The following is a 26,306-nucleotide window of genomic DNA, read 5'->3' as shown; positions in this document are numbered from 1 at the left end:
GGAGAGCACCGCCGCGCGCTTTCTACACCGGACAGGGAGGAGGAGAGCCCGGTGTATCCACGTCCGGCTTTCTTTGCCGGTATTAGTGCGGCGGCATCAGGGAGGAGGAGGATGCCGCCGCGTCGTCTCAGGCCCTAGGGAGGAGGAGAAGGGCCTGATCCCGAAAATTCGTGGCGCTCAGCGCGCCGTGTAGTCCTTGGCCGCCTGCATGGCGACGCGCTTGATCATCGAGCGGTGCAGGCCCAGATCGGCCAGTTCCCGTCCCGACAGCGCAGACAGTTCGTTCACCGTCTGGCGATAGATGCGATGCTCGGCAAACCGGCTCCGCGCGGCCTCGATCAGCGCCAGAACGCCAAGACCGTGGTGGCCTTTCAGGGTGCTATGTTCGCTTGTCACAGCCATCGTTCTTATCCGTATCCGTTTCGTCCGCACCGTGTTGTGGCGCTTGCTTGAGGCTGAAGATAGGCGATTGCTGCAAGTGCACAATAGCTCTTCGATTCAATGCTGCTATGCAGCAAGTGCATAGATTAGTTGGATAAGTTCGGGAATCGCACAAAGAGCCATATTTTATTGAGGTTTTCCGAACCGACGCATTCGGTCGCTATTTATCGGTCTGGAACCGCCCAAGAGCGAGTGTCTGAGACTTACGCGACGTGATTTGATTTTAGGCACGAAAAAAAACGGACGCGGCCGCCGCCGCGCTGACTCGCGGCTGGTCGGAATTGGGGAGCGGCCGATCTGAACGGTCGTCATGGGAAATCGTGGGATGGATAGGTCCGCTCGCCGATGCGATCCAGTTTTTCAGGGGAAACGGGTGGTGATTCGTGTCGTTAATGAGAACAAAAAAGAAACAAAGAGCCGGGCATCGCTAGATGTAGAAATTTTTTGGGAAATCGAGGGAAATTTTGGGATGGGGTAAATATACCCATATTTAGTTGTTATCTGTAACTCACTGTCTGTATGTCGTGTCGAGATATCCAATCCTGCTGGCTTGTTCCTAATTTGTTCAGAGGGGGTTATGATGTGGGTCCATAGATTGGTGTTGATTTCCATAATTTCCCATGGCATCCCTTGTTCATCCGATGAGGACGAGGCGACAGGGGCACCAAACGACCCCAACCAAAAATAACAAGGTTTCATACAGGCACTTCGCTTTCATCGAACCAAGAGATCCGGCGCGCGAGCGAGCAGACATCCCCCCAGGTGGCGCGCGCAGTCGGACACCCCGCAAAGCGGGCTAAGGCGGCGGGTTGATCAGTGGCAGCAGATCAACCCGCCGTTTTCACGTTTCTGGGGACGGAAATTCAACGGGGGCGCAGGCGAAAGGGACAGTCGGCTTGGCGCGCAGGTTCAGAGGCGAAAGCAACCATAAGGTTGACAGCAAGGGGCGGGTGTCCATTCCCGCCTCGTTTCGCCGTGTCCTGGAGGCGGGCGACCCGAACTGGCAATCCGGCGGCAATCCCGAGCTGGTAATCGTCTATGGCGATCACCGCCGCAAGTTCCTCGAATGCTACACGATGGAGGCGATCGACGAGGTCGATGCCAAGATCGACGCACTGCCGCGCGGCTCGATGGAACGCAAGATGCTTCAGCGCATGTTCCACGGTCAGTCCTTTCCCACCAGCGTCGACGAGACCGGGCGCCTGGTGTTGCCCGCGAAGCTGCGCACCAAGATCGCGCTTGGCGACGAGGCCTTTTTTATCGCGGCGGGTGATACGTTCCAGATCTGGAATCCGGCCACCTATGAAGAGGAAGAGCTGGCCGCCGCCGAGGAATGGCTGGACGAGCTGCCCGAGGATTTCGATCCGATGCAGTATCTCGACGGGGCCGGGGGCAGCTGAGGTCATGTCCGGAACCGCTGCCCCCTCTCCCGACGATCCCCACATTCCCGTTCTGCTGCGCCCGCTTCTGGCGGCGGTTGCGCCGGTGTCGGGGGTCTGGCTGGACGGTACATTCGGCGCCGGTGGCTATACCCGCGGCCTGCTGGCCGCCGGGGCTGACCGCGTCATCGCGGTGGACCGCGATCCGCTGGCCTTTGAACTGGCGGCGGATTGGGCCGGCGAATATGGCGACCGGCTGGTGATGCAGCAGGGCGTGTTTTCCCGCATGGACGATTATGCCAGCGATCTGGATGGAGTTGTGCTCGATCTCGGGGTCTCCTCGATGCAGCTTGACCTCGCCGAGCGCGGGTTTTCCTTCATGAAGGATGGTCCCCTCGACATGCGGATGAGCCAGGAGGGGCCGAGTGCCGCCGATCTGGTCAATACCGCGACCGAGGCCGATCTGGCCGATATCCTGTTTCATTATGGCGAAGAGCGCGCCAGCCGCCGCATCGCGCGGGCCATCGTCAAGGCGCGCGCCGAGGCGCCAATCGAGACGACGCTGCAACTGGCCGCCATCGTCGAAAGCTGTCTGCCCCGGCCCAAGCCGGGCCAGTCGCATCCCGCCACCCGCAGCTTTCAGGCGCTGCGCATCGCGGTGAATGCTGAATATGACGAATTGTTCGAGGGGCTGATGGCGGCCGAGCGGGCGCTGAAACCGGGCGGCAAGCTGGCGGTTGTCACCTTTCATTCCATCGAGGACCGGATGGTCAAGCGCTTCCTGCAGGCGCGGGCCGGGCGAAGCGGGCGGGCCAACCGCTATGCGCCTGAAACCGTCGAGGATGCACCGCAGTTCGAGCTGCTGACCCGCAAGGCCGTCGGACCCGACGACCAGGAATTGGCCGAGAACCCGCGCGCGCGCTCTGCCAAGCTGCGGGTCGCGCTGCGCACCGACGCGCCGGCGGGCGCGGTCGATGCCAAATCCATCGGCATGCCGCAACTCAGGGGGGGAACGCGGTGAAAAGTGTGATCTATGTGCTGACCGCGCTGGCGGTTCTGGGACTGGCGCTCTGGGCCTATCAGGAGAATTACCGCACCCAGGAGGTGTTGAAGGATACCCAGCGCCTGCAACGCCAGATCGGCGAGGCGCAGGTGCGGCTGAACGTGCTGCGCGCCGAATGGGCCTATCTCAACCGTCCCGACCGCCTGCGCGAACTTGCTGACCTGAATTTCGAGCGTCTGGGCCTGTTGCCCATGCGCGCCGACCAGTTCGGGCGGGTCTCGGAAATCATGTATGCCGAGGATCCCGCCTTGCCGATCATCAACGGGATCGACGTGTCGAATTTCTCGGACGCCGGAACCCTGCCGCCGGAGCAACAGCCATGATCCGCACCCCTCTGCGCCCGCTTGCCCGTGTCCTGCATGCCCGTGCCAAGGGTGAGAACCCCGATCTGATCGAACGCGAGAACATCCGCCTGCGCCATGAAGAGATGCAGGACCGTTCGCGCGCCCGCGCCGAGGGGCGGCTGCTGGTGCTGGGTGTCTTTTTCTTCTGTGCCTTTTCGGTGGTCGGCGCCCGCATGGGCATGCTGGCCTCGTCCGAGGCGCAGGAGCCGATGGCAAGTGCCCCCGGGGCCACCATCGCGGCGCAGCGCGCGGATATCGTCGATCGCGAAGGGCGGCTCTTGGCCACCAATTTCGAGACCCATTCGCTCTATGCCCAGCCGCCGCAGATGGTCGACCCCGTCGCCGCCGCCGAGGGGCTGGTCCGCATCTTCCCCGATCTCGACCGCGACCGGCTGGTGCGCGACTTTACCGGCAAGCGCAAGTTCATCTGGATCAAGAAACGCATCAGCCCCGAGCAGAAGCAGGCGGTGCATGATATCGGCGATCCCGGCCTGCTGTTTGGCCCGCGCGAGATGCGGCTTTATCCCAATGGCCGGCTGGCCGCGCATGTCCTGGGTGGTGCCGGGTTCGGCCGCGAAGGGGTGGACGCCGCCGAAGTGATCGGCGTTGCCGGTGTCGAAAAGCAATTCGACGGCTACCTGCGTGACCCGGCCAACGGGACCAAGCCCTTGCAGCTGTCTCTTGATCTGACGGTGCAGGCGGCGATGGAGCAGGTGCTGGACGGCGGCATGAAGATCATGAGCGCCAAGGGCGCCTCGGCCGTCCTGATGGATGTGCATACGGGCGAGGTGGTTGCCGCCTCTTCCTTGCCCTCCTTCGATCCCAATGACCGGCCACACCCGCCCACCAGCGGCTTTGACCCTTCGGACAGCCCGCTGTTCAACCGTTATGTGCAGGGGGTGTACGAGCTGGGCTCGGTCTTCAAGATCTTCACCGCTGCGCAGGCGGTCGATCTGGGGCTGGTCAGTTCCGATACCATCATCGACACCTCGGGGCCGATGCGGATCGGCAAGTTTCCGATCGGCGAATTCAACAACAAGAATTACGGCAAGATCAGCATCGCCGACGTGATCGTGCACAGCTCGAACCGGGGCACCGGGCGGCTTGCGCTTCAGATCGGGGCCGAGCGGCAGCAGGCCTTTCTCAACAGTCTGGGCATGTTCGATCCGACCCCGTTCGAGATTGTCGAGGCCTCGGGCGGACAACCGCTCAAGCCCAAGAATTGGGGCGAGTTGAGCACCGTCACCATTTCCTATGGCCATGGCCTGTCGACCAGCCCGATGCATCTGGCGGCGGGCTATGCCGCCATCGCCAATGGCGGGCAATATGTCAGCCCGACGGTGCTGAAACAGAAAGGCCCGCAATATGGCCCCCGGGTGATGTCGGAAAGCGCCGCCCGGCAGGCGCGGGCGATGCTGCGCAAGGTGGTCACCAGCGGCACCGCCAGCTTTGGAGAGGTGCCGGGCTATCAGGTGGGCGGCAAGACCGGCACCGCCGACAAGCCCAAGCCGCGCGGCGGCTATTACGAGGACAAGGTGATCGCAACCTTTGCCAGCCTGTTCCCGGCCTCGGACCCGAAATACGTTCTGGTGGTGACATTGGATGAGCCGTCGATCCTGGCCTATGGCGAGAAGCGCCGCACCGCCGGCTGGACGGCGGTGCCGGTCGCAGCCGAACTGATCGGCCGGGTGGCGCCGCTTCTGGGTCTCAGGCCACAGCTTGAGCCCGCGCAGGGGGCTGGCTATACGCTCACCTCGAACTGAACATGAGGTGAGGGCGCCATGGGTGACTCGGCACGAAGACTAAGCCATCTGGCGCTGACCGCCCGGGGCGGGCGTGACCCTGAAATCACCGGGCTGGCCGTCGACAGCCGTCAGGTGCGCGACGGGTTCCTGTTCGCGGCGCTGCCCGGCAGCCGGGTGCATGGCGGCGAGTTCATCCAGTACGCCCTGCGCATGGGCGCCAGCACCATCCTGACCGATGCCGAGGGCGCCCGCATCGCGGCCGCCGAACTGGACGCCTCGCAGGCGGCGCTGGTGGTGGTCGAGGATCCGCGCCAGACGCTGGCCCTGACGGCCGCGTTGTGGTTCGGAGCGCAGCCCGCCACAATGGTCGCGGTCACCGGCACCAATGGCAAGACCTCGGTCTCGACCTTCGTGCGCCAGATCTGGACCGAGCTGGGCCATGCTGCCGTCAATCTTGGCACCACCGGGGTCGAGGGCGCCTGGACCGCGCCGCTGGCCCATACCACGCCGGAACCGATCACCCTGCATCGCTGTCTGGCCGAGGCGGTGGCAAACGGCGTCACCCACGCGGCGATGGAGGCCTCCAGCCACGGGCTGGAACAGCGGCGGTTGGACGGAGTGGTGCTCAAGGCCGCCGGGTTCACCAATTTTACCCAGGACCATCTGGATTATCACGCCACTTTCGAGGCCTATTTCGCCGCCAAGGCGGGGCTGTTTCGCCGGGTGCTGCCGCCCGACGGGGTGGCGGTCATCAACATGGATGACCCCAAGGGCGCCGAGATGCGCGCGATTGCCGCCGCGCGCGGCCAGAACGTGCTGACGGTGGGGCGTGGCCCCTGTGACCTGAGCCTGACCAACCAGCGCTTTGACGCCACCGGTCAGGACATGCTGTTTTCGTGGCGAGGCAAGGCCTATCAGGCGCGGCTTGACCTGATCGGCGGTTTTCAGGCGGAAAATATCCTGTTGGCCTGCGGGCTGGTCATCTCCTGCGGCGAGGAACCGGTACGTGTGTTCGAGACCCTGCCGCATCTGGGCACGGTCCGGGGGCGGATGCAGCTGGCCGCGACCCGCGCCAATGGCGCTGCGGTCTTTGTCGATTACTCCCATACCCCCGATGCCGTGGCGACCGCGCTCAAGGCGCTGCGCCCACATGTGATGGGCCGGCTGGTGGCCATTGTCGGCGCCGGTGGCGACCGTGACGCGACCAAGCGCCCGCTGATGGGCAAGGCGGCGGTGGAAAACGCCGATATCGTCATTGTCACCGATGACAACCCGCGCAGCGAGGACCCGGCGCTGATCCGCGCCGCCGTGATGCAGGGCGCCCCCGGTGCCACCGAAGTGGGCGACCGGGCCGAGGCGATCCTGCGCGGTGTCGACACGCTGGAACCGGGCGATGCGCTGCTGATTTGCGGCAAGGGGCATGAGACGGGGCAGGTGGTGGGCAATCAGGTGCTGCCCTTTGACGATGTGGAACAGGCCAGCATCGCGGTGGCCGCTCTGGAAGGACGGCTGGCATGACACTCTGGACCGCAACCGAGGCCGCCGAGGCCACCGGGGGCCGCGCCATGGGCGACTGGCAGGTCAGCGGCATCTCGATCGACACCCGCAACATCGCGCCCGGCGATTTATTCGTGGCGCTGACCGCCGCCCGCGACGGGCATGACTTCGTGGCACAGGCGCTGGAGAAGGGCGCGGGCGCCGCGCTGGTTGCGCGCATCCCCGAGGGGGTGGTCCCGGACGCGCCGCTGTTGCTGGTCGAAGACGTGCAAACCGCGCTTGAGGCCTTGGGTCGCGCCGGTCGTGCCCGCACGCAGGCACGCGTCGTGGCGGTGACCGGCAGTGTCGGCAAGACCTCGACCAAGGAAATGCTGGCCGCCATGCTGGGCGTTCAGGGCCGCACCCATGCCAGCGTCGCCAGCTACAACAATCATTGGGGCGTGCCGCTGACTCTGGCTCGGATGCCGCGGGACACCGAGTTTGCGGTGATCGAGATCGGCATGAACCATCCCGGCGAGATCGCGCCCTTGGCCCGCCAGGCCCGCCCGCATGTGGCGATGGTCACCACCGTCGCGGCGGTGCATCTGGAGGCTTTTGACGACGTGGCGGGTATCGCGCGCGAAAAGGCCGCGATCATGGAGGGGCTGGAGCCCGGCGGCGTGGCGGTTCTGAACGCCGATATTCCCGAGGCGGATATCCTGCGCGCTGCCGCTCAGGGCGCCCGGCAGGTTTCCTTCGGGCGTGCCGCGCAAGACTATCGCCTGACCGGGGTCGAGGTGGCGGATGGGATGACCCATGCCCGCGCTGACACACCGGCCGGTCCGGTCAGCTTCTCCCTGCAATCGGCGGGAACGCATTTCGCGATGAACGCGCTGGGGGCTTTGGCCTGCTGCGATGCGCTGGGGGCCGATGCGGGGGCGTCGCTGCAAGGGTTGCAGCGCTGGACCCCCTACAAGGGGCGCGGTGCGCGCGAGATCGTGACCCTGCCCGGCGGGCCGCTGACCCTGTTCGACGACAGCTATAATGCCAACCCCACCTCGGTCGGGGCCGCGCTCGAAGTGCTGGCCAGCGCCCCGGGTCGCCGTCGCGTGGCCTTTCTGGGTGACATGAAGGAGCTTGGTCCCGAGGAACTGGCGCTGCACGCCGGTCTGGCCGCGCTGCCGGCGATGGCGCGGATCGACGAGGTCCATTGCATCGGGCCGCTGATGCGCGCCCTGCACGCGGCTCTGCCCGAGGCCAAACGCGGGCGCTGGGCCGAGACCGGTGCCCAGATGCTGGCCGAACTGCCCGCGCTGGTCGCGCCGGGCGATGCGGTGCTGGTCAAGGGCTCGCTCAGCATGGGATTGGCGCGTCTTGTTGACGGGCTGCGTGAAATGGGCCATGGGGCCGGATCGAAAGAGTCGGAAACGTAACAAGGACGCCGTCGCATGCTTTACTGGTTGACTGCCCTGTCGGACGGGGGGGATGTCTGGAACCTCTTCCGCTACATCACCTTCCGCGCGGGCGGGGCCTTCATGACGGCGCTGATTTTCGGGTTCCTGTTCGGGCGTCCCCTGATCAACGTGCTGCGCCGCAAGCAGGGCAAGGGCCAGCCGATCCGCGACGACGGCCCCGAGGGGCATTTCTCCAAGGCGGGCACGCCGACCATGGGCGGGCTGCTGATCGTGGGGGCGCTGTTGACCTCGACGCTGCTCTGGGCGCGCTGGGACAACCCGTTTGTCTGGATGGTGCTGTTCGTGACGCTGGCCTATGCGCTGATCGGCTTTGCCGACGACTATGCCAAGGTGTCGAAACAGAACACCAAGGGCGTGTCAGGCAAGATGCGGCTGGCGCTGGGCATCATAATCGCGGTGATCGCCGCGCTCTGGGCAGGCTACAACCATCCGGCCGAGTTGCAGAACCAGCTGGCGCTGCCGGTGTTCAAGGACACGCTGATCAATCTGGGGCTGCTCTATGTGCCCTTTGCGATCTGCGTCATCGTCGGCTCGGCCAATGCGGTCAACCTGACGGATGGTCTGGACGGTCTGGCGATCATGCCCGCGATGATCGCGGCCTCTACCCTGGGCGTCATCGCCTATGCGGTGGGGCGAGTCGACTTTACCGAATATCTTGATGTGCATTACGTGCCGGGGACCGGAGAGATCCTGATCTTCACCGCCGCGCTCTTTGGCGCGGGGCTGGGTTTCCTGTGGTATAACGCGCCCCCGGCGGCGGTGTTCATGGGCGATACCGGCAGCCTCGCGCTGGGCGGCGCGCTGGGCGCCATCGCGGTGGCGACCAAGCACGAGCTGGTGCTGGCCATCGTCGGCGGGCTATTTGTGGTCGAGGCGCTGAGTGTCATCATCCAGGTGCTCTATTTCAAACGGACCGGCAAGCGGGTGTTCCTGATGGCCCCGATCCATCACCATTACGAGAAAAAGGGCTGGGCCGAACCCACCATCGTGATCCGGTTCTGGATCATCTCTCTGATCCTGGCGATGATCGGGCTGGCCACACTCAAGGTCCGCTGAGGCGGGCCTTTTGTCCTACGAATTGACCGTTTTCTAGGGGTCGGGCAGACCTCGTTTTTGACGTTCGCTGACCGCCAAACATGCCTTTCGAGGAAGAGCGGACATTTAATGGCGACGCCAAGGATGCGGAGGCTTGCGGGCATTTCCCCGGTACATGCCGCCACACTCCCTCCTTGCCCGGTGTCCCAAGCTGTTGCAGACTTTGGCTCAGAGAAGAGATGCAGTGTTTCACTGCGGGGTCTCAAGGTCGAACGGACCCGGGCTGTGGCATGCTTTGGAGGGAGGGAGACATGACATCCAGTGGCTCGGACCCCGCACCGTCGGACCATGCGACGCCGCAGCAGGGAATGCCCGAGGTCAACGGGCTGACGGCGGATGATATCCGGGCGTCACTGAAGGCAGGCTTTGCCGACTTTCTGGCGCGGCCTGTGATGAGCGGGTTCTTTGGCCTGTTCTATGCGGTGTTCGGGATCCTGTTCGTCTGGTGCCTGGTCTGGCTCGGCGCGGTCTGGATGGTCATTCCCGCCGCGATCGGCTTTCCGCTTGTTGCACCCTTTGCCGCCGCCGGACTCTATGAGATGTCCCGCCGACTGGCGCGCGGGGAGGAGTTTGGCTGGTCGGACATCCTTAACGTCATGAGCAGTCAGAGCAGGCGCGAAATGGGCTGGATGGCCTTTGTCACGCTGTTCATCTTCTGGGTGTGGTTCTACCAGTTCCGGACCGTTCTGGTGATCACCCTGCAGAACTCGTCCTTCTCGGATCTGGACGGGTTTTTGAACACGGTCTTCTTCACCCCGGAGGGCTGGATCTTCCTTGCGATCGGCGCCTGTGTCGGCGCGTTGCTGTCGGCGGTGCTGTTCTCGGTGACGGTTGTCGCCATGCCTATGCTGCTGGACCGCGAGGTCGATTTCATCACCGCCATGCTCACCTCGGTTCGTGTGGTGCGGGAGAACCCGGTGGTGATGCTCGGCTGGGCTGCGATCATTTTGGTCACCATGCTGTTGTCGATGGTTCCGGCATTCCTGGGCCTGATCTTTACCCTGCCGATACTCGGCCATACGACTTGGCACCTTTATCTGCGAGCCGTGTCGCCGGTAGAGCGGTGACGTGCCCGGTTGGCAGCGCGGATTTCGATGGCGAGGCGGGCAAGCTTCGCGAACCGCGCCAAGGAACGGATATGTTCCTTTCCCCTCCCTTGCCCCGCTTGCAATCCGCCAGAGCCTCGGTACAGGGTGGCGCGAAACGGGTTTGAGGGAGAGCAGGCATGATCCCGGTCAAAGGGTTTGCGGGCGCCAGGGTGGCGGTTTTGGGTCTGGGCCGGTCGGGGCTGGCCACGGCGCGGGCCTTGCGGGTGGGTGGCGCCGAGGCGCTGTGCTGGGACGACAACCCCGCCGCGCGCGAGGCGGCCGAGGGCGAGGGCTTCCTCATCCGCGATCTGCGTAAACAGGGCGTCTGGGACGATACCGCCTGTCTGATCGTGTCGCCGGGCATCCCGCACCTTTACCCCGAACCCAACCCGGTGATCGCCGCTGCTTTGGAGGCAGGGGTGCCGGTAGACAATGATATCGGCCTCTTCTTCCGCTCCTTCGCGGGACCCGAATGGAACAGCATGGACACGCTGCCCCGCGTGGTGGCGGTGACCGGGTCGAACGGCAAGTCGACCACCTCGGCGCTGATCCACCACATCCTGACCGAGGCCGGGCGGCCCGCGCAACTGGCGGGCAATATCGGGCGCGGGGTGCTGGATATCGAGCCGGGAGAAGAGGGCTCGGTCGTGGTGCTGGAACTCAGCAGCTATCAGACCGATCTGGCCCGCGCGCTGACGCCGGATGTGGCGGTGTTCACCAATCTCTCGCCGGATCATCTGGACCGGCATGGCGGCATGGGCGGCTATTTCGCGGCCAAGCGCCGGCTTTTTGCCGAGGGCGGGCCGGACCGCGCGGTGATCGGGGTGGACGAGGCCGAGGGGCTGTATCTGGCGGGCCAGATGTCCGAGGGGCCGGGCGATGACCGGGTGATCCGGGTGTCGGTCAGCCGCAAGCTGACCGGGCCGGGTTGGCAGGTGTTTGCCCGCAAGGGGTATCTGAGCGAGTACCGCAAGGGGCGGCAGGCGGGGTCAATCGACCTGCGCGACATTCGCGGCCTGCCGGGGGCGCATAACCACCAGAACGCCTGTGCGGCCTATGCCGCCTGCCGGGCGCTGGGGCTGAGCCCGCGCGTGATCGAGGCGGGAATGCGCAGTTATCCCGGCCTGCCGCATCGCAGCCAGATCGTGGCCGAGGCGGGCGGGGTCACCTATGTCAACGACAGCAAGGCCACCAATGTGGATGCCGCACTCAAGGCGCTGGGCGCGTTCAAGCGGATCCGCTGGATCTGCGGCGGCTTGCAGAAAGAGGGTGGCATCGCGGCGCTGAACGACGGGCTGGGCGAGGTGCTGAAGGCCTATGTGATCGGACGCGAGGCCGCCGGTTTCGCGCTGCAACTGGAAGCCGAGAGCGAGGTCTGCACCACCATGGACGAGGCGGTCGCCCGCGCCATGACCGAGGCTGAGCCCGGCGATACCGTGCTGTTGGCCCCGGCGGCGGCGAGTTTCGACCAATACGACAATTTCGAGCGGCGCGGCGAGGATTTCATGGCCGAGGTGCGGGGGCGGCTGGGGGGTTAGGGGGCGCTGCCCCCGTCACCTGCGGTGACTCCCCCGGAGTATTTTGAGCGAAATGAAGATATGGGGACTGTCCGGGCTTCATTTCGCCGCAAATACTCCGGAGCGCCAGGCAGCGCCTCGCATCGGCGCTTGCGGTCAGCGCTGTGCCTTGGCAATCGCGGTTCCGGCGGCGTGGCCCGAGGACCAGGCCCATTGGAAGTTATAGCCGCCGAGCCAGCCGGTGACGTCCACCGCCTCGCCGATTGCGTAGAGACCGGGTAGGGATCTTGCCGCCATCGTGCGGGCGTCGAGCCCGTCCGTGTCGATGCCGCCAAGCGTGACCTCGGCGGTGCGATAGCCCTCGGTGCCCGAGGGCGTCAGGCGCCAGTCGTGCAGGGCGTCGGTGAGACCGCGCAAGGCGCTGTCTGACTGGTCGGCGAGGCGGCCCTTGAAGCCCAGTTTCGGCGCCAGGAACTCGACCAGACGAGCGGGCAGGAGGCGGGCCAGTTCGGTGGTCAGGTCGCGGCGGCCCGAGGTCTGCCGCTGGTCGCGCAGTTCGGTATAGAGATCGCGGTCGGGGGCGAGGTCGACGCCGATTTCCTCTCCCTCTCGCCAATAGGAGGAGAGTTGCAGCACGGCTGGCCCGCTCAGACCGCGATGGGTGAAGAGCAGCGCCTCGTCGAACGAGGCGCGCTGGTTCGACAGGCGGGCGGGCAGGGAAAGCCCGGCGAGCGGGGCAAAACGACCCTCGGGGAAAGTGAACGGGACAAGGCCCGCGCGGGTTTCAGTGATCGTCAGGCCGAATTGCCGGGCGATGTCATAGGCCAACCCGGTGGCGCCCATCTTGGGGATCGACTTGCCGCCGGTGGCCAGCACCAGGTTGCGGGTGGTGAGCCGTTCTGTCTTGCCCTCGCGTTCGACCATCAGGCGGAAGCGCCCATCGGCATGGGACAGGTCCTTGAGGCTGGTGTTCAGCCAGAGGGTCGCGCCCGCGCGCTGCATCTCCGAGAGCAGCATGGCGACGATCTGTTTGGCCGAGCTGTCGCAGAAGAGCTGGCCCAGCGTTTTCTCGTGCCAGGCGATACCGTGGCGGTTCACCAGCTCGATGAAATCCCACTGGGTATAGCGGGCCAGCGCCGATTTGCAGAAATGCGGGTTCTGCGACAGGAAGTTCTCGGGGCCTGCGTACATATTGGTGAAGTTGCAGCGGCCGCCACCGGATATGCGGATCTTTTCCCCCGGCGCGCGGGCATGATCGAGCACCAGCGTGCCCGGTCCCGCATGGGCCGCGCACATCATGCCGGCGGCGCCAGCGCCCAGGATGATCGTGTTCAACTGCATGTGCCGGGGGTGCCGTACCGCGCGCGATTTGGCAAGGGGGTCAGGTGATTGTGGGTCAGGCCATCGGAGGGATCGCGGGTTTGCGTCGCATGCCGCTGACTGCGTTCAGAGCGACGGCGGCGAGGATGATCGCGCCGCCCCAAAGCGTACCGGCGCTGGCCTGTTCTCCGAGGACCAACCAGACCCAGACCGGTGCCAGCATGGACTCGATCATGGTGATCAGCGTCAGTTCGGCGGCAGGCACCACCTGGCTGCCCATGGTGTACAGCGCCATGCCCACAGCCAGCAGGCCCGCGCCCATCGCCATGGCGATGGCGATGTCACGCGCGGGCACCAAAAGCGGCTCGCCGGTGAGCCCGAGCATCCCCAGCGCGACGACCATCGACAGCATGCCGCCAATGGCAACAGCGGGCATCATGTCACCCAGCCGCCCCCAGCGCAGCGCAAGGGTGAACAGCGCGAATCCCAGCGCCGAGGCAAGCGCGGCGAGGTTTCCCGCCAGGGCCCCGAGTGCCAGCCCCTCGCGCACCATCACGACGAGACCCGCCATGGCGATGGCGATGGCAAGCCATGTCGCGGGCCGTACGCTTTCGCGCAAGACCGCCCAGCTGAGCGCGGCAGCCAGAAAGGGCGAGGCGGCAAAGAGGAACACGGCGTTGGCAACGGTGGTGGACTGGATGGCAAAGATCGCGCCGGAAAAGGCAAGCACCAGCCCGAACCCGCCCATCAGTCCCGCCCAGCCCGTCGCACGCAGGGCGGGCAGGATCGGCTTGCGCTTGCGCCAGGCGACAAAGGCCAGCAGCGCGGGAACCATCGCCGCCGAGCGCCAGAACAGGATCGCCCAGGTTCCGGCCTCTTCGATCTGGCGGATCGCGAGCCCCAGAAGCGACCAGAGCACAGCGGCGACTGCCACCAGAATGACCCCTGTCGAATAGCCCATTCCCTCTGCCCCTTGCCCCGGTATCGTCACGATGGTGGCGGTGGGTCATCGGTGCGTCTGTTCCGTTCGCGACGTGATGCGCCGCAAAAGACTGGTGCGTCAGGGGGTTGCGGGGCACTGATCCCGGTTCTTGAGCCGATGGCCCACATCGACGATCGCCAGGATCGCGGGAACCAGGTCCTGGCCCAGATCGGTCAGGCTGTATTCGACCGAGGGCGGCGAGGTCGGGCGCACCTCACGCTGGACCACGCCCTTGTGTTCCAACTCGCGCAGGCGGGCGGTCAGCATCTTGGCCGAGATGCCGGGGATATCGACCCGCAGCTCGTTGAACCGTCGTGCGCCGCCGCTGAGATACCAGATCACGTTCGGGGTCCAGGCGCCGCCCAAAAGCTTCATGCATTCGCTGAGCGGGCAGCGGCCGGGCAGGGGGGCAGCCTTGTTTCGGGTGATCTTGAGTGCCATCGGATTCTCACCTGGTAACCGTGGGGTAACCGGATAAAGCAGTAACAAAAGGAAATCAAGTTTACTTCGGTAACTCCGTGACTACCTCCAGCGCATCAGAGCAATCCGACAAAAGGAGATGGAACGGATGAAACTCTATTACAAACCCGGTGCCTGTTCGCTGGCCAGCCATATCGCGTTGATCGAGGCGGGCGAAAACTTTGAGCTGGAGCAGGTGGACACCGCCGCCGGCACCACTGCATCGGGCGGCGATTTCCGCGCCATCAACCCCAAGGGATATGTGCCCGCGCTGGTGCTGGACGGGGGCGAGACCGTGACCGAGGGCGCCGCCATCCTGCAATTGATCGCCGAGCGGAACCCCGATGCCGGGCTGGTGCCGCAGGGCGGTGGCCTGGGCCGGACCCGGGTGCAGGAGCAGCTGAACTTCGTCGCCTCGGAACTGCACAAGGCGTTTGGGCCGTTCTTCTCGGGCAAGCCGCTGGAGGGCGAGGCGCGCGACGCGGCGGTCGAGCGGGTCAATGGCCGGATGCAGATCGTCGAGGCGATGCTGGCCGATGGCCGCGACTATCTGAACGGGGCGCAATTCAGCGTGGCCGATGCCTATCTGTTCGTGGTTGCCAACTGGGCCAATTTCCTGGGCCTGTCGCTGGACGCGGTGCCCAACCTCAAGGCGCTGGTCGCCCGCGTGGCCGAGCGCCCCGCGACCCGCGCGGCGATGCAGGCCGAGGGGCTGTTGGGATGAGCATGACGACCGAGGAGGCGCCCTTTGCCGCCGTGCAGGCGGTGATCGGGACCTATTTCGACGGGCTGCACCATGCCGACAGCATCCGCTTGCGGCAGGTCTTTCACCCGCAGGCGATCTATGCCTGTGCCAGCGGCGGCGACTGGCTCTATCGCGATATGGAGACCTATTTCGCGGTGGTCGACCAGCGGGTGTCGCCCGCCAGCAAGGGCGAGGCGCGGCGGGATCGTATCCAGTCGATCGACTTTGCCGGGCCGGATACGGCGCGGGCGGTGGTGAACTGCGCCATCGGTGACAGCTATTTCACCGATTTCCTGACCTTCGTGCGGCAGGACGGACGCTGGCAGATCCTGGCCAAGGTGTTCCATTCGGAACCGCTTTAACCCGATCCGGCGCGCGACCCGCCGCGCGCCGGACGCTTGATTGTGAAAGGACACGAACCCGGCATGCCGTATGTCAACATCAAGATAACCCGCGAGGGTGCCACGCCCGCGCAGAAAGCCGAACTGATCGCGGGTGTTACCGACCTGTTGAAACAGGTTCTGAACAAGGATCCCGAGACCACATTTGTCGTCATTGACGAGGTCGAGATGGATCATTGGGGGATCGGCGGTCTGCCGGTGGCGGAATACCGCAGGCGCAAGGCCGACTGAACCCGCTTCTCCGCCTCGTGTTCACCGGAGCGGAGAAATGCCTGCACGAGACAAAGCCTCTGGCAGGATGGACGCCTTTGCAGTACTCTGTTTCCAGATCCGGCACGAACCGGACATCAAGACCCCGAACAGGGGCGCGAACGAGGCAGCAAGCGGCAGTGGTGTCATGACCGAGATGGTATATGGCGCGGTCCCCGAGCGGGGCGGCGAACCAGTTCTTCCTAAATGGTGGCGGACGCTCGACAAATGGTCGATGTCCTGCGTGCTGATCCTGTTCGGGATCGGTCTGCTGCTGGGCCTGGCGGCCTCGCCACCGCTGGCCGAGCGCAACGGGTTCGAACCCTTTCACTACGTGCAGCGACAGGCATTTTTCGGCGGGTTGGCCATCGTGGCCATGCTCTTGACCTCGATGATGTCGCCGACGCTGGTACGTCGCCTTGCGGTGCTGGGGTTTCTGGGCTCTTTTGTGGCGCTGGCATTGCTGCCGGTCTTTGGCACCGATTTCGGCAAGGGTGCGGTGCGCTGGTATTCGCTGGGCTTCGCCTCGGTGCAGCCCTCGGAATTTCTCAAGCCCGGTTTCATGGTAGTCGCCGCGTGGCTGTTTGCCGCCGCGCAAGAGATAAACGGGCCGCCGGGGCGGCTATGGTCATTCTCGCTCTGCGTTGCGATCGTGCTGATGCTGGTGATGCAGCCCGATTTCGGGCAGGCCTGTCTGGTGCTGTTCGGCTGGGGCGTGATGTATTTCGTGGCCGGAGCGCCGATGCTGCTGTTGATGGCGATGGCGGGTGTCGTGGTGCTGGGCGGTATGGTCGCCTATTCCAGTTCCGAGCATTTTGCCCGCCGCATCGACGGGTTTCTGAACCCCGATGTCGATCCGACAACCCAGCTGGGCTATGCCACCAATGCCATCCGCGAGGGCGGGTTGTTCGGTGTCGGTGTTGGCGAGGGTCAGGTGAAATGGTCGCTGCCCGATGCTCATACCGATTTCATCATCGCGGTGGCGGCCGAGGAATACGGGCTGGTTCTGGTTCTGATCATCATCGCGCTCTATGCCTCGATCGTGGTGCGTTCGCTGTTGCGGCTGATGCGCGAGCGGGACATGTTCCTGCGTCTCGCGGGTACCGGGCTTGCCTGTACCTTTGGCGTGCAGGCGATGATCAACATGGGTGTGGCCGTGCGCCTGCTGCCGGCCAAGGGCATGACCCTGCCATTTGTCAGCTATGGCGGCTCGTCGCTCATCGCGGGCGGTATTGCGGTGGGCATGCTTCTGTGTTTCACCCGCACCCGGCCGCAAGGAGAGCTTGTCGACCTGTTGCGCGGGCGCGGATAGACTGGCGGTTGGGATGACGCGGAAATACCTGATGATCGCGGCGGGTGGGACCGGGGGGCACATGTTCCCCGCCCAGGCCCTGGCCGAGGCGATGTTGCGCAAGGGCTGGCGGGTGCGCCTGTCCACCGACGCCCGTGGCGCGCGCTATACCGGCGGGTTCCCGCATACGACCGAGATCACGCAAGTGTCGAGCGCGACATTCGCCCGTGGCGGGGTTCTGGCCAAGGCGATGGTGGCGCCCCGCATCGCGGCGGGCATCGCAGGGGCCGCGATGCAGATGCGGCGCGACCGCCCCGACGTGGTGGTGGGGTTCGGCGGTTACCCTTCGATCCCGGCGCTGGCTGCGGCAACGCTGCTCAGGCTGCCGCGCATGATCCATGAACAGAACGGCGTGCTGGGCCGGGTCAACCAGGTGTTTGCCCGCCGGGTTGCCTGTGTTGCCTGCGGTGTCTGGCCCACCGACCTGCCCGAGGGCGCTCAGGGCCTGCATGTGGGCAATCCTGTTCGGGCCGCCGTGCTTGAACGCGCCGGGGCCGCCTATATCCCGCCCGGACCCTATCCGATGTCGATTCTGGTGATGGGCGGCAGCCAGGGCGCCCGCATCCTGAGCGATGTGGTGCCCGGCGCCATCGCGGCCCTTCCCGAAGAACTGCGCCAGTATATCCGCGTGGCCCATCAGGCCCGCGACGAGGACAGCGCGCGCGTCACCGAGTTCTACGCTGCCCATGGCATCGACGCCGAGGTCGAACCCTTCTTTCACGATGTGCCCCGGCGGATGTCCGAGGCGCAGCTGGTGATCAGCCGGGCGGGCGCCTCAAGCGTTGCCGATATCAGCGTGATCGGGCGGCCCGCGATCCTGATCCCCTATGCGGCGGCCACCGGCGATCACCAGACCGCCAATGCCCGCGCTTTGACCGGCGCCAATGCGGCGATCCTGATCCCCGAGCGCGCCCTTGACAGCGCCGCGCTGGCAGAGCAGATCGTGGCGGTCCTGACCAACCCGGACGCGGCGCTGCAAATGGCCAACGCGGCCCTGTCTACGGGCGCCCCCGATGCGACCGAACGCCTGGTCGGACTGGTCGAACAGCTGGCCGAGAAGGAGACACCATGACCCCTGCCACCAAACTGCCGCAGGATGTCGGCCCGATCCATTTCGTCGGCATCGGCGGTATCGGCATGTCGGGCATCGCCGAGGTGCTGTTGAACCTGGGCTACCGGGTGCAGGGCTCGGACCTGAAAGGGTCCAAGATCACCGAGCGACTGGCCGGGTTGGGCGCTGAGATTTTCGAAGGCCAGAGTGCCGCGAACCTGGACGGGGCCGCCGTGGTGGTGATCTCGTCCGCGATCAAGCCAGGCAATCCGGAACTCGACGGCGCCCGCACGCAGGGCCTGCCGGTGGTGCGCCGCGCCGACATGCTGGCCGAGCTGATGCGGCTGAAGTCGAACATCGCCATCGCGGGTACACATGGCAAGACCACCACGACCACCATGATGGCGGAACTGATGGTGGCGGGCGGGTTTGATCCGACCGTCATCAATGGCGGCATCATCCATGCCTATGGCTCGAACGCGCGGATGGGGCAGGGCGAATGGATGGTGGTCGAGGCCGACGAGAGTGACGGCTCTTTCAACCGGCTGCCCGCAACGGTGGCCATCGTCACCAATATCGACCCCGAGCATATGGAGCACTGGGGTTCGATCGAGGGGCTGCGGCAGGGGTTCTATGACTTTGTCTCGAACATTCCGTTCTATGGCATCGCCGTCTGCTGCACCGATCATGCCGAGGTACAGTCGCTGGTGGGCCGGATCACCGACCGCCGCGTGCGCACCTATGGGTTCAATGCCCAGGCCGACGTGCGCGCGATCAACCTGACCTACAAGGGCGGGGTGGCGCATTTCGACATCCAGCTTCAGCATGAAGAGATGGTGATCGAGGGCTGCACCCTGCCGATGCCGGGCGACCACAACGTGTCGAACGCGCTGAGCGCGGTGGCCGTGGCCCGCCATCTTGGCATGAAGGCCGACGAGATACGCGCCGCATTGGCCGCCTTTGGTGGCGTCAACCGCCGCTTTACCAAGGTGGGCGAGGTGAACGGTGTCACCATCATCGACGATTACGGCCATCACCCGGTCGAGATCGCCGCCGTGCTGAAAGCCGCGCGCCAGGCCAGCGAGGGCCGGGTCATCGCCGTGCATCAGCCGCATCGCTATTCGCGCCTGTCCAACCTGTTCGACGATTTCTGCGCCTGTTTCAACGAGGCCGATGTGGTTGCCATTGCCGAGGTCTATGCCGCGGGCGAGACGCCGATCGCCGGCGCCGACCGCGACTCGCTGGTCGCCGGGCTGATCCGGCATGGCCATCGCCATGCCCGCGCCATCCTCAGCGAGGATGACCTGGAACGGCTGGTGCGCGAACAGGCACGTCCGGGCGACATGGTGGTCTGTCTGGGTGCCGGCACGATCAGCGCCTGGGCCAACGGCCTGCCCGATCGGCTGAAGGGATAGGCCCGCGCCCGCGCCACCCGTGCGGCGACGGGTCGGGCTGTCATTCTCCTCAAGCACTGTAGGGTAGGGACCGGACCGGCAGGAACGGGCCGGTAGAGCGCAGGAGAGAGGATCATGGCCGCGCCACTGAAACGACGGATCGGATTGGGCCTGCTCACCGCCTATGGCATCGGTGTCATGGTGGGCGCGGGCATCTATGTTCTGGTGGGGGCCGTGGCGGGCGATGCCGGTGTCTGGGCGCCGATAGCCTTTCTGCTGGCGGGTATTATCGCGGCGCCCACCGCGCTCAGCTATGCCGAGTTTTCCACCCGCCTGCCCGAGGCGGCGGGCGAGGCCGCCTATGTGGGCACCGGGCTGAACAGCCAATCGCTGGCGCTGTTGGTGGGTCTGGCCGTGGTTGTGGCGGGCACGGTTTCGGCCGGGGCGGTGCTGCGCGGCGGGGTCGGCTATCTGACCGCCGTGACCGAGATCGACCCGGTCTGGGCGATGATCGGCATCGGCGCGGCCCTGACGCTGGTCGCCATCGTCGGAGTGCTGGAAAGCCTGGCGCTGGCGGCGGTGTTCACCGTGGTCGAACTGGCCGGGCTGGCGCTGGTGGTCTGGGCCGGGCTGGGGGCCGACCCCTCGCCCGACTGGGTTGCCCCTGCGCCACCGGTCTGGACCGGCATAGGGCTGGGCGGCGTTCTGGCTTTCTTCGCCTTCATCGGCTTCGAGGATATCGTCAACATGGCCGAAGAGGTCGAGGCGCCCGAGCGTACCCTTCCGCGCGCCATCCTGATCTCGCTGGTGGTGACCTCGGTGCTTTATGCTCTGGTGGCCTGGGCGGCGGTGCGCGCGGTGCCGCTGGCGGAGTTGGGTCAATCCGAAAGCCCGCTGGCGCTGGTCTGGCAACATGGGCGCGGCAGCGGTGCGGGCTTTCTTTCGGCCATCGCGGTGTTTGCGGCGCTGAACGGCATTCTGGCGCAGATCGTCATGGCCACCCGCGTGCTTTACGGTCTGGGCGGGCGCAACCCGGCGCTGGCGCTCTTTCACAATGCCCATCCGCGGTTCGGCACGCCGGTGCTGGCAACGCTTATGGTGGGGGCGGCGGTGATCTTTTGCGCACTCTATGTGCCGGTCGAGACCCTGGCCGAGACCACCTCCTCGATCCTGCTGGCGGTGTTTGCACTGGTCAACGGCGCCTTGATCGTCCAAAAAAGACGCGCGCCCGAGGCGCGGTTCCGCGTTCCGATGGTGGTACCCGTTCTGGGGCTGGTGCTGTCGCTGGGGGCGCTTTCGGTTGCGTTAAGGGGAATTCTATGAGCTGGACAATCCTGTTGGGAGCCTTGTGGGTGATCGCCGCGACCGTGGTCGCGCTATTGCCCATGCGCCGCCAATATGCGCCGGGGCTGATGCTGTTGATCCTGGCGCCGGCGCTGATCGTCGCCATCGGGTATGAGCACGGTTTGCTGGCCGCCCTGCTGGCACTGGCGGGATTTGTGTCGATGTTCCGCAACCCGCTGCGCTATTTCTGGCGCAAGGCCTTTGGTCCGGCGGAGCGCGCCGAATGACCCTGTCGCTGATCCTGGCCTGTCTCTGGGCGGTGGCCGCCAATGTGCTGGCGATGCTGCCCAGCCGTGATCACCACTGGCGCCGCGCCTATGCGCTGATCGCGCTGGGCATCCCGCTGTTGGGCTATGTGACCTATGAGAATGGTCCCTGGATCGGGCTGGTGGTGCTGATCGCGGGCATGTCGGTGCTGCGCTGGCCGGTCATCTATCTGGGGCGCTGGCTGCGGCGACCGCGCGCCTGACCGGGATGGAGGCCGAATTTGCCATACCGCTTGCGCTATTGGCCCTTGGACTGGCGGTGGGAGCGTTCCTGGCCCGGATCGGCGCCGCCCTCTGGGCGTTGGTGGGGGCGTTGCTGGCAGCGATTGCTGTCTGGCTGCTGATCTTTCAGTCGCAACGCTTCGCATGGGAGGGGATGGGCCCCGGCATCGTCGCCATGCTGTTCTGCGCGCCGCTGGGGCTGGGCCTGCTGCTGGGCGCCGGGATCGGATGCCTGAGGCGCCGTAGCGATGGATAATCTGCTGCTCTATGTCGTGCCCACCCTGCTGGGGCTGGGGGGCGCCTATCTGGGGCGCCGGCTGGCCCGCGCCGGTGGCTGGCGCCGGGTGCTCAGTCTTGCGATGATCGCCAGCGGCGCATTGGCGGGGCTGATGCTCTATGCTCAGAGCCTCGATGACCCCTGGGCCGCAATCGGCATTGCGGCGCTGTCGGCGCTGGGGCTGGGTCCGGTGATCCTGGGTCTTGTGCTGGGGGGATTTGTCGGCTGGGTCGGTTGGCGCCGCGGCGGCTGAGCTTTGGCGTTGTCCCGACCGGTGCTTCCGGGTTACATCCCCCCGACGTGACGAAAAGACGGGCGGACATGATCGACACAAGCGCAATTCGCGGCAAGCTGACGCCGAACCGGGACCTGTCCGAACTGACCTGGCTCAGGGTGGGTGGGCCGGCGGATTGGCTGTTCCAGCCCGCCGATATCGCCGATCTGCAAGCTTTCCTGCGCATGCTGCCTGCCGAAGTGGCAGTGTTCCCCATGGGGGTCGGATCGAACCTGATCGTGCGGGATGGCGGTTTGCGCGCGGTGGTGATCCGGCTCGGGCGCGGCTTTAACGCAATCGAAGTGGCGGGCGATACTGTCACCGCCGGGGCCGCCGCGCTGGATGCGCATGTGGCCCGGCGGGCGGCGGATGCGGGTGTTGATCTGACCTTTTTGCGCACCATTCCCGGTTCCATTGGCGGGGCGGTGCGGATGAACGCGGGCTGCTATGGCAGTTACACGGCGGATGTGTTCCGCTCGGCCCAGGTGGTGCTGCGCTCGGGTGAGCTGGTGACGCTGGGCGCTACTGACCTGAACTTTCGCTATCGGCAGAGCGACCTGCCCGAGGGCGCGGTGCTGGTCTCGGCCAGTCTGCAAGGCACTCTGAGCGACCCCGAGGCGCTGCATGCCCGGATGCAGGCGCAGCTGGACAAGCGCGACCAGACCCAGCCCACCAGGGAACGCAGCGCCGGGTCTACCTTTCGCAATCCGGCCGGTTTCTCCTCGACCGGGCAGGCGGACGATATCCATGATCTGAAGGCGTGGAAGGTGATCGACGATGCCGGCATGCGCGGTGCCCGGCGCGGCGGTGCGCAGATGAGCGAGATGCATTCGAATTTCCTGATCAACACCGGTGGCGCCACGGCGGCGGATCTCGAAGGTCTGGGCGAAGAGGTGCGAAAAAAGGTTTACGACACCAGCGGCATAACGTTAGAGTGGGAAATCATGCGGGTCGGAGATCCGTAAGACGGCTAACATCCCGAAACCGCGAACCCTTTCAGGCCAAAACAGGGGGCGGAGTCCGGGGCAAAAAGCGGGTCGCCAAATAAGGCCCGGATGACATAGAGGCACTGAATTGGGTATGTCGAGCAGGACAAACCCCAAGGTGGCGGTATTGATGGGCGGACCCTCGGCCGAGCGCGAGGTCTCGCTTGTATCGGGGCGTGAATGCGCCGCCGCTCTGCGGGGAGAAGGTTTCGAGGTGGTGGAGCTGGATGCCGGCCCCGACCTCTGCGACCGGTTGCGCGCGATCGCGCCCGATGTCGTCTTTAACGCATTGCATGGTCGCTGGGGCGAGGACGGCTGCGTTCAGGGCCTGCTGGAATGGCTGCGCATCCCCTATACCAGCTCGGGTGTTCTGGCCTCGGCCCTGGCGATGGACAAGGAGCGCAGCAAGGAAGCCTATCGCGCCGCCGGATTGCCGGTCGCCGCCAGCCTGCTGGCCGAGCGTGGCGCCATCGAGGCGGCCCATCTGATGCAACCGCCCTATGTGGTCAAACCCTATAACGAAGGCAGCTCGGTCGGCGTCTATATCGTGACCGAGGCGGCGAACGGTCCGCCGGTCCTGGCGCCGGACCTGCCCGCGACCCTGATGGTCGAGGAATATGTGCCGGGCCGCGAGTTGTCGACCACCGTGCTGGGCGACCGGGCGCTGAGTGTGACCGATATCCTGACCGATGGCTGGTATGACTATCATGCCAAATACAGCCCCGGAGGCTCGCGCCATGTGATCCCCGCTGACCTGCCGCGTGAAATCTTCGAGCTGTGCCTGGACTATGCCCTGCGCGCGCACAAGGCGCTGGGCTGCCGTGGCCTCAGCCGGACCGATTTCCGCTGGGACGAAAGCCGGGGCGCCGATGGGCTGTTCCTGCTGGAGACCAATACGCAACCGGGCATGACGCCCACCTCGCTGGCGCCCGAACAGGCGATTGCCGCTGGCATGACGTTCGGCCAGCTCTGCGCCTGGATGGTGGAGGATGCCTCGTGCGATCGCTGAGCCGCTTCCTGCTGCCGGTCCGGTTCCATCCACAACTGCCCGCCGGGCAGGACGCCGACTTTGACAGCGGCGCGGGCGATGCAGCACCTTTGGCCAGCGCCCTGCGGCTGGATGGGTTGTCGCGGCTGAAACCGGCGCCCAAACGCTCGGACCCCGCGCCGTCGCGGCTGAGCTACCGGGTTCAGCGTTGGATGCTGACACCGGGCATCCGCCTTGGCCTGCGGATCGGGGTGCCGTTCTGCCTAGTCTTTGCGCTGGGCAGTGCGTTTCTGGCCAGCGAACAGCGGCGCGATGCGCTCAATGCCTTTGTCGCCGATATTCGCGCCTCGATTCAGGAGCGTCCCGAATTCATGGTCAACCTGATGGCCATCGACGGTGCCGGAACCCATCTGGCGGCAGATATTCGCGAGGTGGTGCCGATCGACTTTCCGATCAGTTCGTTCGAACTGGATGTCGAGCAAATCCGTGAGGTGATCGCGGGGCTGGACCCGGTCAAGAGCGCCACGGTGCGCATCCGTCCCGGCGGCGTGTTGCAGGTCGACGTGGTCGAGCGGCAGCCGGCGGTCGTCTGGCGCACCCGTGCCGGTGTCGAGATGCTCGACGAGACCGGCGCCCATGTGGATGACCTGCCGGAACGGGGGGCTCGCCCCGACCTGCCGCTGATCGCGGGCGAGGGGGCCGATGCCAATGTCGCCGAAGCGCTGCGCCTGATCCAGACTGCTCAGCCGCTGGGCGACCGGTTGCGCGGCCTGGTCTGGGTGGGCGAACGGCGCTGGGATCTGGTGCTGGACCGGGGGCAGGCGATCCAGTTGCCCGCCAAGCGCCCGGTGCAGGCGCTGGAACGGGTGCTGGCGGTGAACGAAGTGCAGGAATTGCTGGATCGCGATATCGCGGTCGTGGACATGCGGCTGGGCACACGCCCCACGATCCGCATGACCGAGGCGGCCTCGGCCGAGTGGTTGCGGGTCAGGAATACGGGCGGAAACGGGCAGTAAGACAGATGATGACGGATCTCTATCAGTCGCAGCGGGCAATGCGTCAGATGCGCCAACAGGCGATACAGCGGGGCGTGGTGGCCATTCTGGATGTGGGCAGTTCCAAGATTTCCTGCCTGATCCTGCGCTTTGACGGCAGCAGCCGCCTGTCTGACGACAGCGCCATCGGCTCGATGGCGGGCCAGACCGGGTTCCGGGTGATCGGCGCCGCCACCACCCGTTCACGCGGGGTGCAGTTCGGTGAGATCACCGCCATGCAGGAGACCGAGCGCGCGATCCGCACCGCCTTGCAGGCGGCGCAGAAGATGGCCGATATCCGGGTCGATCACGTGATCGCCTGTTTCTCGGGGGCGAACCCGCGCTCCTATGGGCTGGATGCCAAGGTTGAACTGGAAACCCAGGTGGTGACCGAGGCCGAGATCGGCCGGGTGCTGAATGCCTGCGAGGTGCCCGAATACGGTGCCGGGCGCGAGGTGCTGCATGCGCAGCCGGTGAACTTCGCGCTCGACAACCGCTCGGGCCTGATCGACCCGCGCGGGCAACTGGGTCAGAGCCTGGCGGTGGACATGCATATGCTGACGGTGGACGCCACCGCGATCCGCAACCTGGCCCATTGCATCAAGCGATGTGACCTGGAACTGGCTGGCGTCGCCAACTCGGCCTATGTCTCGGGTGTCTCGGCGCTGGTCGAGGACGAGCAGGAGTTGGGTGCGGCTTGTATCGACATGGGTGGCGGCACCACCAGCATTTCGATCTTTCTCAAGAAACACATGATCTATGCCGATTGCGTGCGCATGGGCGGTGACCACGTGACCGGCGATATCTCGATGGGGCTGGGCGTGCCCACCGCCAATGCCGAGCGGATCAAGACCTTTTCCGGCGGCGTGCATGCCACCGGGGCCGATGACCGCGAAATGATCGACATCGGCGGCGATACCGGCGACTGGGAGCATGACCGCCGCACCGTCAGCCGGGCCGAGCTGATCGGCATCATGCGGCCGCGGGTCGAAGAAATCCTCGAGGAGGTGCGGGCGCGGCTGGATGCGGCCGGGTTCGAACATCTGCCGAGCCAGCAGATCGTGCTGACTGGCGGCGGCAGCCAGATCATGGGGCTTGATGGGCTGGCCAGCCGCATCCTGGGTCAGCGCGTGCGGCTGGGGCGGCCATTGCGGGTGCATGGCCTGCCGCAATCGGCCACTGGTCCGGGGTTCTCCTCGGCGGTGGGGCTCAGCCTGTTTGCCGCGCATCCGCAGGACGAATGGTGGGATTTCGAGGTTCCGGTCGACCGCTATCCCGCGCGGTCGCTGCGCCGGGCGGTCAAATGGTTCCGCGACAACTGGTAAGAGCGGTCTTGCCGG

At 65.6% G+C, this 26,306-nt stretch carries 28 protein-coding genes; 24 read left to right on the top strand and 4 right to left on the bottom strand.

Features of this window, described 5'->3' with window-relative positions:
• Positions 1–177: 177 nt before the first annotated feature.
• Positions 178–402, bottom strand: a complete 225-nt coding sequence (locus AC2FLM_RS04595; protein WP_234137702.1) for a DUF1127 domain-containing protein — start codon at positions 400–402, stop codon at positions 178–180.
• 935 nt (positions 403–1,337) lie between these two features.
• Here AC2FLM_RS04595 and mraZ point away from each other — a divergent pair.
• From mraZ to murD, 9 genes are all read left to right on the top strand, one after another.
• Positions 1,338–1,841, top strand: coding sequence for a division/cell wall cluster transcriptional repressor MraZ (gene mraZ / locus AC2FLM_RS04590; RefSeq protein WP_234137703.1), 504 nt, complete (start codon positions 1,338–1,340; stop codon positions 1,839–1,841).
• A gap of 4 nt (positions 1,842–1,845) precedes the next feature.
• A complete protein-coding gene (gene rsmH / locus AC2FLM_RS04585) occupies positions 1,846–2,841 on the top strand; it encodes a 16S rRNA (cytosine(1402)-N(4))-methyltransferase RsmH (RefSeq protein ID WP_496856116.1) in 996 nt (331 codons plus the stop codon).
• Positions 2,838–3,206 carry a cell division protein FtsL gene (gene ftsL, locus AC2FLM_RS04580; RefSeq protein WP_234137705.1) on the top strand — a complete coding sequence of 123 codons (369 nt, stop codon included), beginning with the start codon at positions 2,838–2,840 and terminating at the stop codon, positions 3,204–3,206. Before rsmH ends, ftsL begins: the two co-directional genes overlap by 4 nt.
• Entirely contained in the window at positions 3,203–4,990 is a 1,788-nt protein-coding gene (locus AC2FLM_RS04575; protein WP_496856113.1) for a peptidoglycan D,D-transpeptidase FtsI family protein, read from the top strand. The genes ftsL and AC2FLM_RS04575 overlap by 4 nt, the downstream gene beginning before the upstream one ends.
• Positions 4,991–5,008: 18 nt before the next feature.
• Positions 5,009–6,490: a UDP-N-acetylmuramoyl-L-alanyl-D-glutamate--2,6-diaminopimelate ligase gene (locus tag AC2FLM_RS04570; protein ID WP_496856111.1), complete on the top strand. Its 1,482-nt coding sequence runs from the start codon at positions 5,009–5,011 to the stop codon at positions 6,488–6,490.
• Positions 6,487–7,881: a UDP-N-acetylmuramoyl-tripeptide--D-alanyl-D-alanine ligase gene (locus AC2FLM_RS04565; RefSeq protein WP_496856109.1), complete on the top strand. Its 1,395-nt coding sequence runs from the start codon at positions 6,487–6,489 to the stop codon at positions 7,879–7,881. Before AC2FLM_RS04570 ends, AC2FLM_RS04565 begins: the two co-directional genes overlap by 4 nt.
• Positions 7,882–7,896: 15 nt before the next feature.
• Positions 7,897–8,979, top strand: coding sequence for a phospho-N-acetylmuramoyl-pentapeptide-transferase (mraY, locus tag AC2FLM_RS04560; RefSeq protein WP_234143355.1), 1,083 nt, complete (start codon positions 7,897–7,899; stop codon positions 8,977–8,979).
• A gap of 290 nt (positions 8,980–9,269) precedes the next feature.
• On the top strand, positions 9,270–10,085 hold the full coding sequence (locus AC2FLM_RS04555) for a DUF2189 domain-containing protein (protein ID WP_496856107.1): 816 nt from the start codon (positions 9,270–9,272) through the stop codon (positions 10,083–10,085).
• A gap of 158 nt (positions 10,086–10,243) precedes the next feature.
• Positions 10,244–11,644, top strand: a complete 1,401-nt coding sequence (murD, locus tag AC2FLM_RS04550; protein WP_496856105.1) for a UDP-N-acetylmuramoyl-L-alanine--D-glutamate ligase — start codon at positions 10,244–10,246, stop codon at positions 11,642–11,644.
• A 135-nt stretch (positions 11,645–11,779) separates the two neighbouring features.
• Here the strand turns inward: murD and AC2FLM_RS04545 are convergent, their stop codons facing one another.
• The 3 genes from AC2FLM_RS04545 to AC2FLM_RS04535 form a co-directional block, all read right to left on the bottom strand.
• Positions 11,780–12,964, bottom strand: a complete 1,185-nt coding sequence (locus AC2FLM_RS04545) for a BaiN/RdsA family NAD(P)/FAD-dependent oxidoreductase (RefSeq protein ID WP_496856103.1) — start codon at positions 12,962–12,964, stop codon at positions 11,780–11,782.
• 55 nt (positions 12,965–13,019) lie between these two features.
• On the bottom strand, positions 13,020–13,904 hold the full coding sequence (locus AC2FLM_RS04540; protein ID WP_496856101.1) for a DMT family transporter: 885 nt from the start codon (positions 13,902–13,904) through the stop codon (positions 13,020–13,022).
• A 99-nt stretch (positions 13,905–14,003) separates the two neighbouring features.
• Positions 14,004–14,366 (bottom strand): winged helix-turn-helix transcriptional regulator, encoded by a 363-nt coding sequence (locus tag AC2FLM_RS04535; protein ID WP_496856099.1) that lies wholly within the window; start codon positions 14,364–14,366, stop codon positions 14,004–14,006.
• Positions 14,367–14,493: 127 nt separating this feature from the next.
• Between AC2FLM_RS04535 and gstA the strand changes: the two genes are divergently transcribed.
• The 15 genes from gstA (at position 14,494) to ftsA (ending at position 26,291) form a co-directional block, all read left to right on the top strand.
• Positions 14,494–15,108: a glutathione transferase GstA gene (gene gstA, locus AC2FLM_RS04530; RefSeq protein ID WP_496856097.1), complete on the top strand. Its 615-nt coding sequence runs from the start codon at positions 14,494–14,496 to the stop codon at positions 15,106–15,108.
• The gene (locus tag AC2FLM_RS04525; protein ID WP_234143362.1) at positions 15,105–15,491 is read left to right on the top strand and encodes a nuclear transport factor 2 family protein; all 387 of its coding nucleotides are present in this window, start codon (positions 15,105–15,107) and stop codon (positions 15,489–15,491) included. The genes gstA and AC2FLM_RS04525 overlap by 4 nt, the downstream gene beginning before the upstream one ends.
• A 63-nt stretch (positions 15,492–15,554) precedes the next feature.
• Positions 15,555–15,761 (top strand): tautomerase family protein, encoded by a 207-nt coding sequence (locus tag AC2FLM_RS04520; protein ID WP_234137717.1) that lies wholly within the window; start codon positions 15,555–15,557, stop codon positions 15,759–15,761.
• Between the two features lie 166 nt (positions 15,762–15,927).
• Positions 15,928–17,091 (top strand): putative lipid II flippase FtsW, encoded by a 1,164-nt coding sequence (gene ftsW, locus AC2FLM_RS04515; protein ID WP_496856094.1) that lies wholly within the window; start codon positions 15,928–15,930, stop codon positions 17,089–17,091.
• Positions 17,092–17,104: 13 nt separating this feature from the next.
• Positions 17,105–18,202, top strand: a complete 1,098-nt coding sequence (locus tag AC2FLM_RS04510; protein WP_496856092.1) for a UDP-N-acetylglucosamine--N-acetylmuramyl-(pentapeptide) pyrophosphoryl-undecaprenol N-acetylglucosamine transferase — start codon at positions 17,105–17,107, stop codon at positions 18,200–18,202.
• Entirely contained in the window at positions 18,199–19,596 is a 1,398-nt protein-coding gene (murC, locus tag AC2FLM_RS04505) for a UDP-N-acetylmuramate--L-alanine ligase (protein ID WP_496856090.1), read from the top strand. Before AC2FLM_RS04510 ends, murC begins: the two co-directional genes overlap by 4 nt.
• A gap of 114 nt (positions 19,597–19,710) precedes the next feature.
• Positions 19,711–20,898 carry an APC family permease gene (locus AC2FLM_RS04500; protein ID WP_496856088.1) on the top strand — a complete coding sequence of 396 codons (1,188 nt, stop codon included), beginning with the start codon at positions 19,711–19,713 and terminating at the stop codon, positions 20,896–20,898.
• The gene (locus AC2FLM_RS04495; RefSeq protein WP_234219256.1) at positions 20,895–21,146 is read left to right on the top strand and encodes a DUF2484 family protein; all 252 of its coding nucleotides are present in this window, start codon (positions 20,895–20,897) and stop codon (positions 21,144–21,146) included. The genes AC2FLM_RS04500 and AC2FLM_RS04495 overlap by 4 nt, the downstream gene beginning before the upstream one ends.
• The gene (locus AC2FLM_RS04490; protein WP_234219258.1) at positions 21,143–21,388 is read left to right on the top strand and encodes a DUF2484 family protein; all 246 of its coding nucleotides are present in this window, start codon (positions 21,143–21,145) and stop codon (positions 21,386–21,388) included. The genes AC2FLM_RS04495 and AC2FLM_RS04490 overlap by 4 nt, the downstream gene beginning before the upstream one ends.
• Before the next feature lie 5 nt (positions 21,389–21,393).
• On the top strand, positions 21,394–21,663 hold the full coding sequence (locus AC2FLM_RS04485; RefSeq protein ID WP_234219259.1) for a hypothetical protein: 270 nt from the start codon (positions 21,394–21,396) through the stop codon (positions 21,661–21,663).
• The gene (locus AC2FLM_RS04480) at positions 21,656–21,937 is read left to right on the top strand and encodes a hypothetical protein (protein WP_234167000.1); all 282 of its coding nucleotides are present in this window, start codon (positions 21,656–21,658) and stop codon (positions 21,935–21,937) included. Before AC2FLM_RS04485 ends, AC2FLM_RS04480 begins: the two co-directional genes overlap by 8 nt.
• A 68-nt stretch (positions 21,938–22,005) precedes the next feature.
• A complete protein-coding gene (gene murB / locus AC2FLM_RS04475) occupies positions 22,006–22,923 on the top strand; it encodes a UDP-N-acetylmuramate dehydrogenase (protein ID WP_496856085.1) in 918 nt (305 codons plus the stop codon).
• Between the two features lie 109 nt (positions 22,924–23,032).
• Positions 23,033–23,953 carry a D-alanine--D-alanine ligase gene (locus AC2FLM_RS04470; RefSeq protein ID WP_234143371.1) on the top strand — a complete coding sequence of 307 codons (921 nt, stop codon included), beginning with the start codon at positions 23,033–23,035 and terminating at the stop codon, positions 23,951–23,953.
• Positions 23,941–24,948 (top strand): cell division protein FtsQ/DivIB, encoded by a 1,008-nt coding sequence (locus AC2FLM_RS04465; RefSeq protein ID WP_430539534.1) that lies wholly within the window; start codon positions 23,941–23,943, stop codon positions 24,946–24,948. The genes AC2FLM_RS04470 and AC2FLM_RS04465 overlap by 13 nt, the downstream gene beginning before the upstream one ends.
• A gap of 8 nt (positions 24,949–24,956) precedes the next feature.
• Positions 24,957–26,291 carry a cell division protein FtsA gene (gene ftsA / locus AC2FLM_RS04460; protein WP_234143372.1) on the top strand — a complete coding sequence of 445 codons (1,335 nt, stop codon included), beginning with the start codon at positions 24,957–24,959 and terminating at the stop codon, positions 26,289–26,291.
• The last annotated feature ends 15 nt before the right edge of the window (positions 26,292–26,306 follow it).

Source organism: Ruegeria sp. SAZD011 (assembly GCF_059612545.1).
The sequence above is the reverse complement of the archived record's forward strand: the minus strand, read 5'-3'. Positions and strand labels throughout refer to the sequence as shown.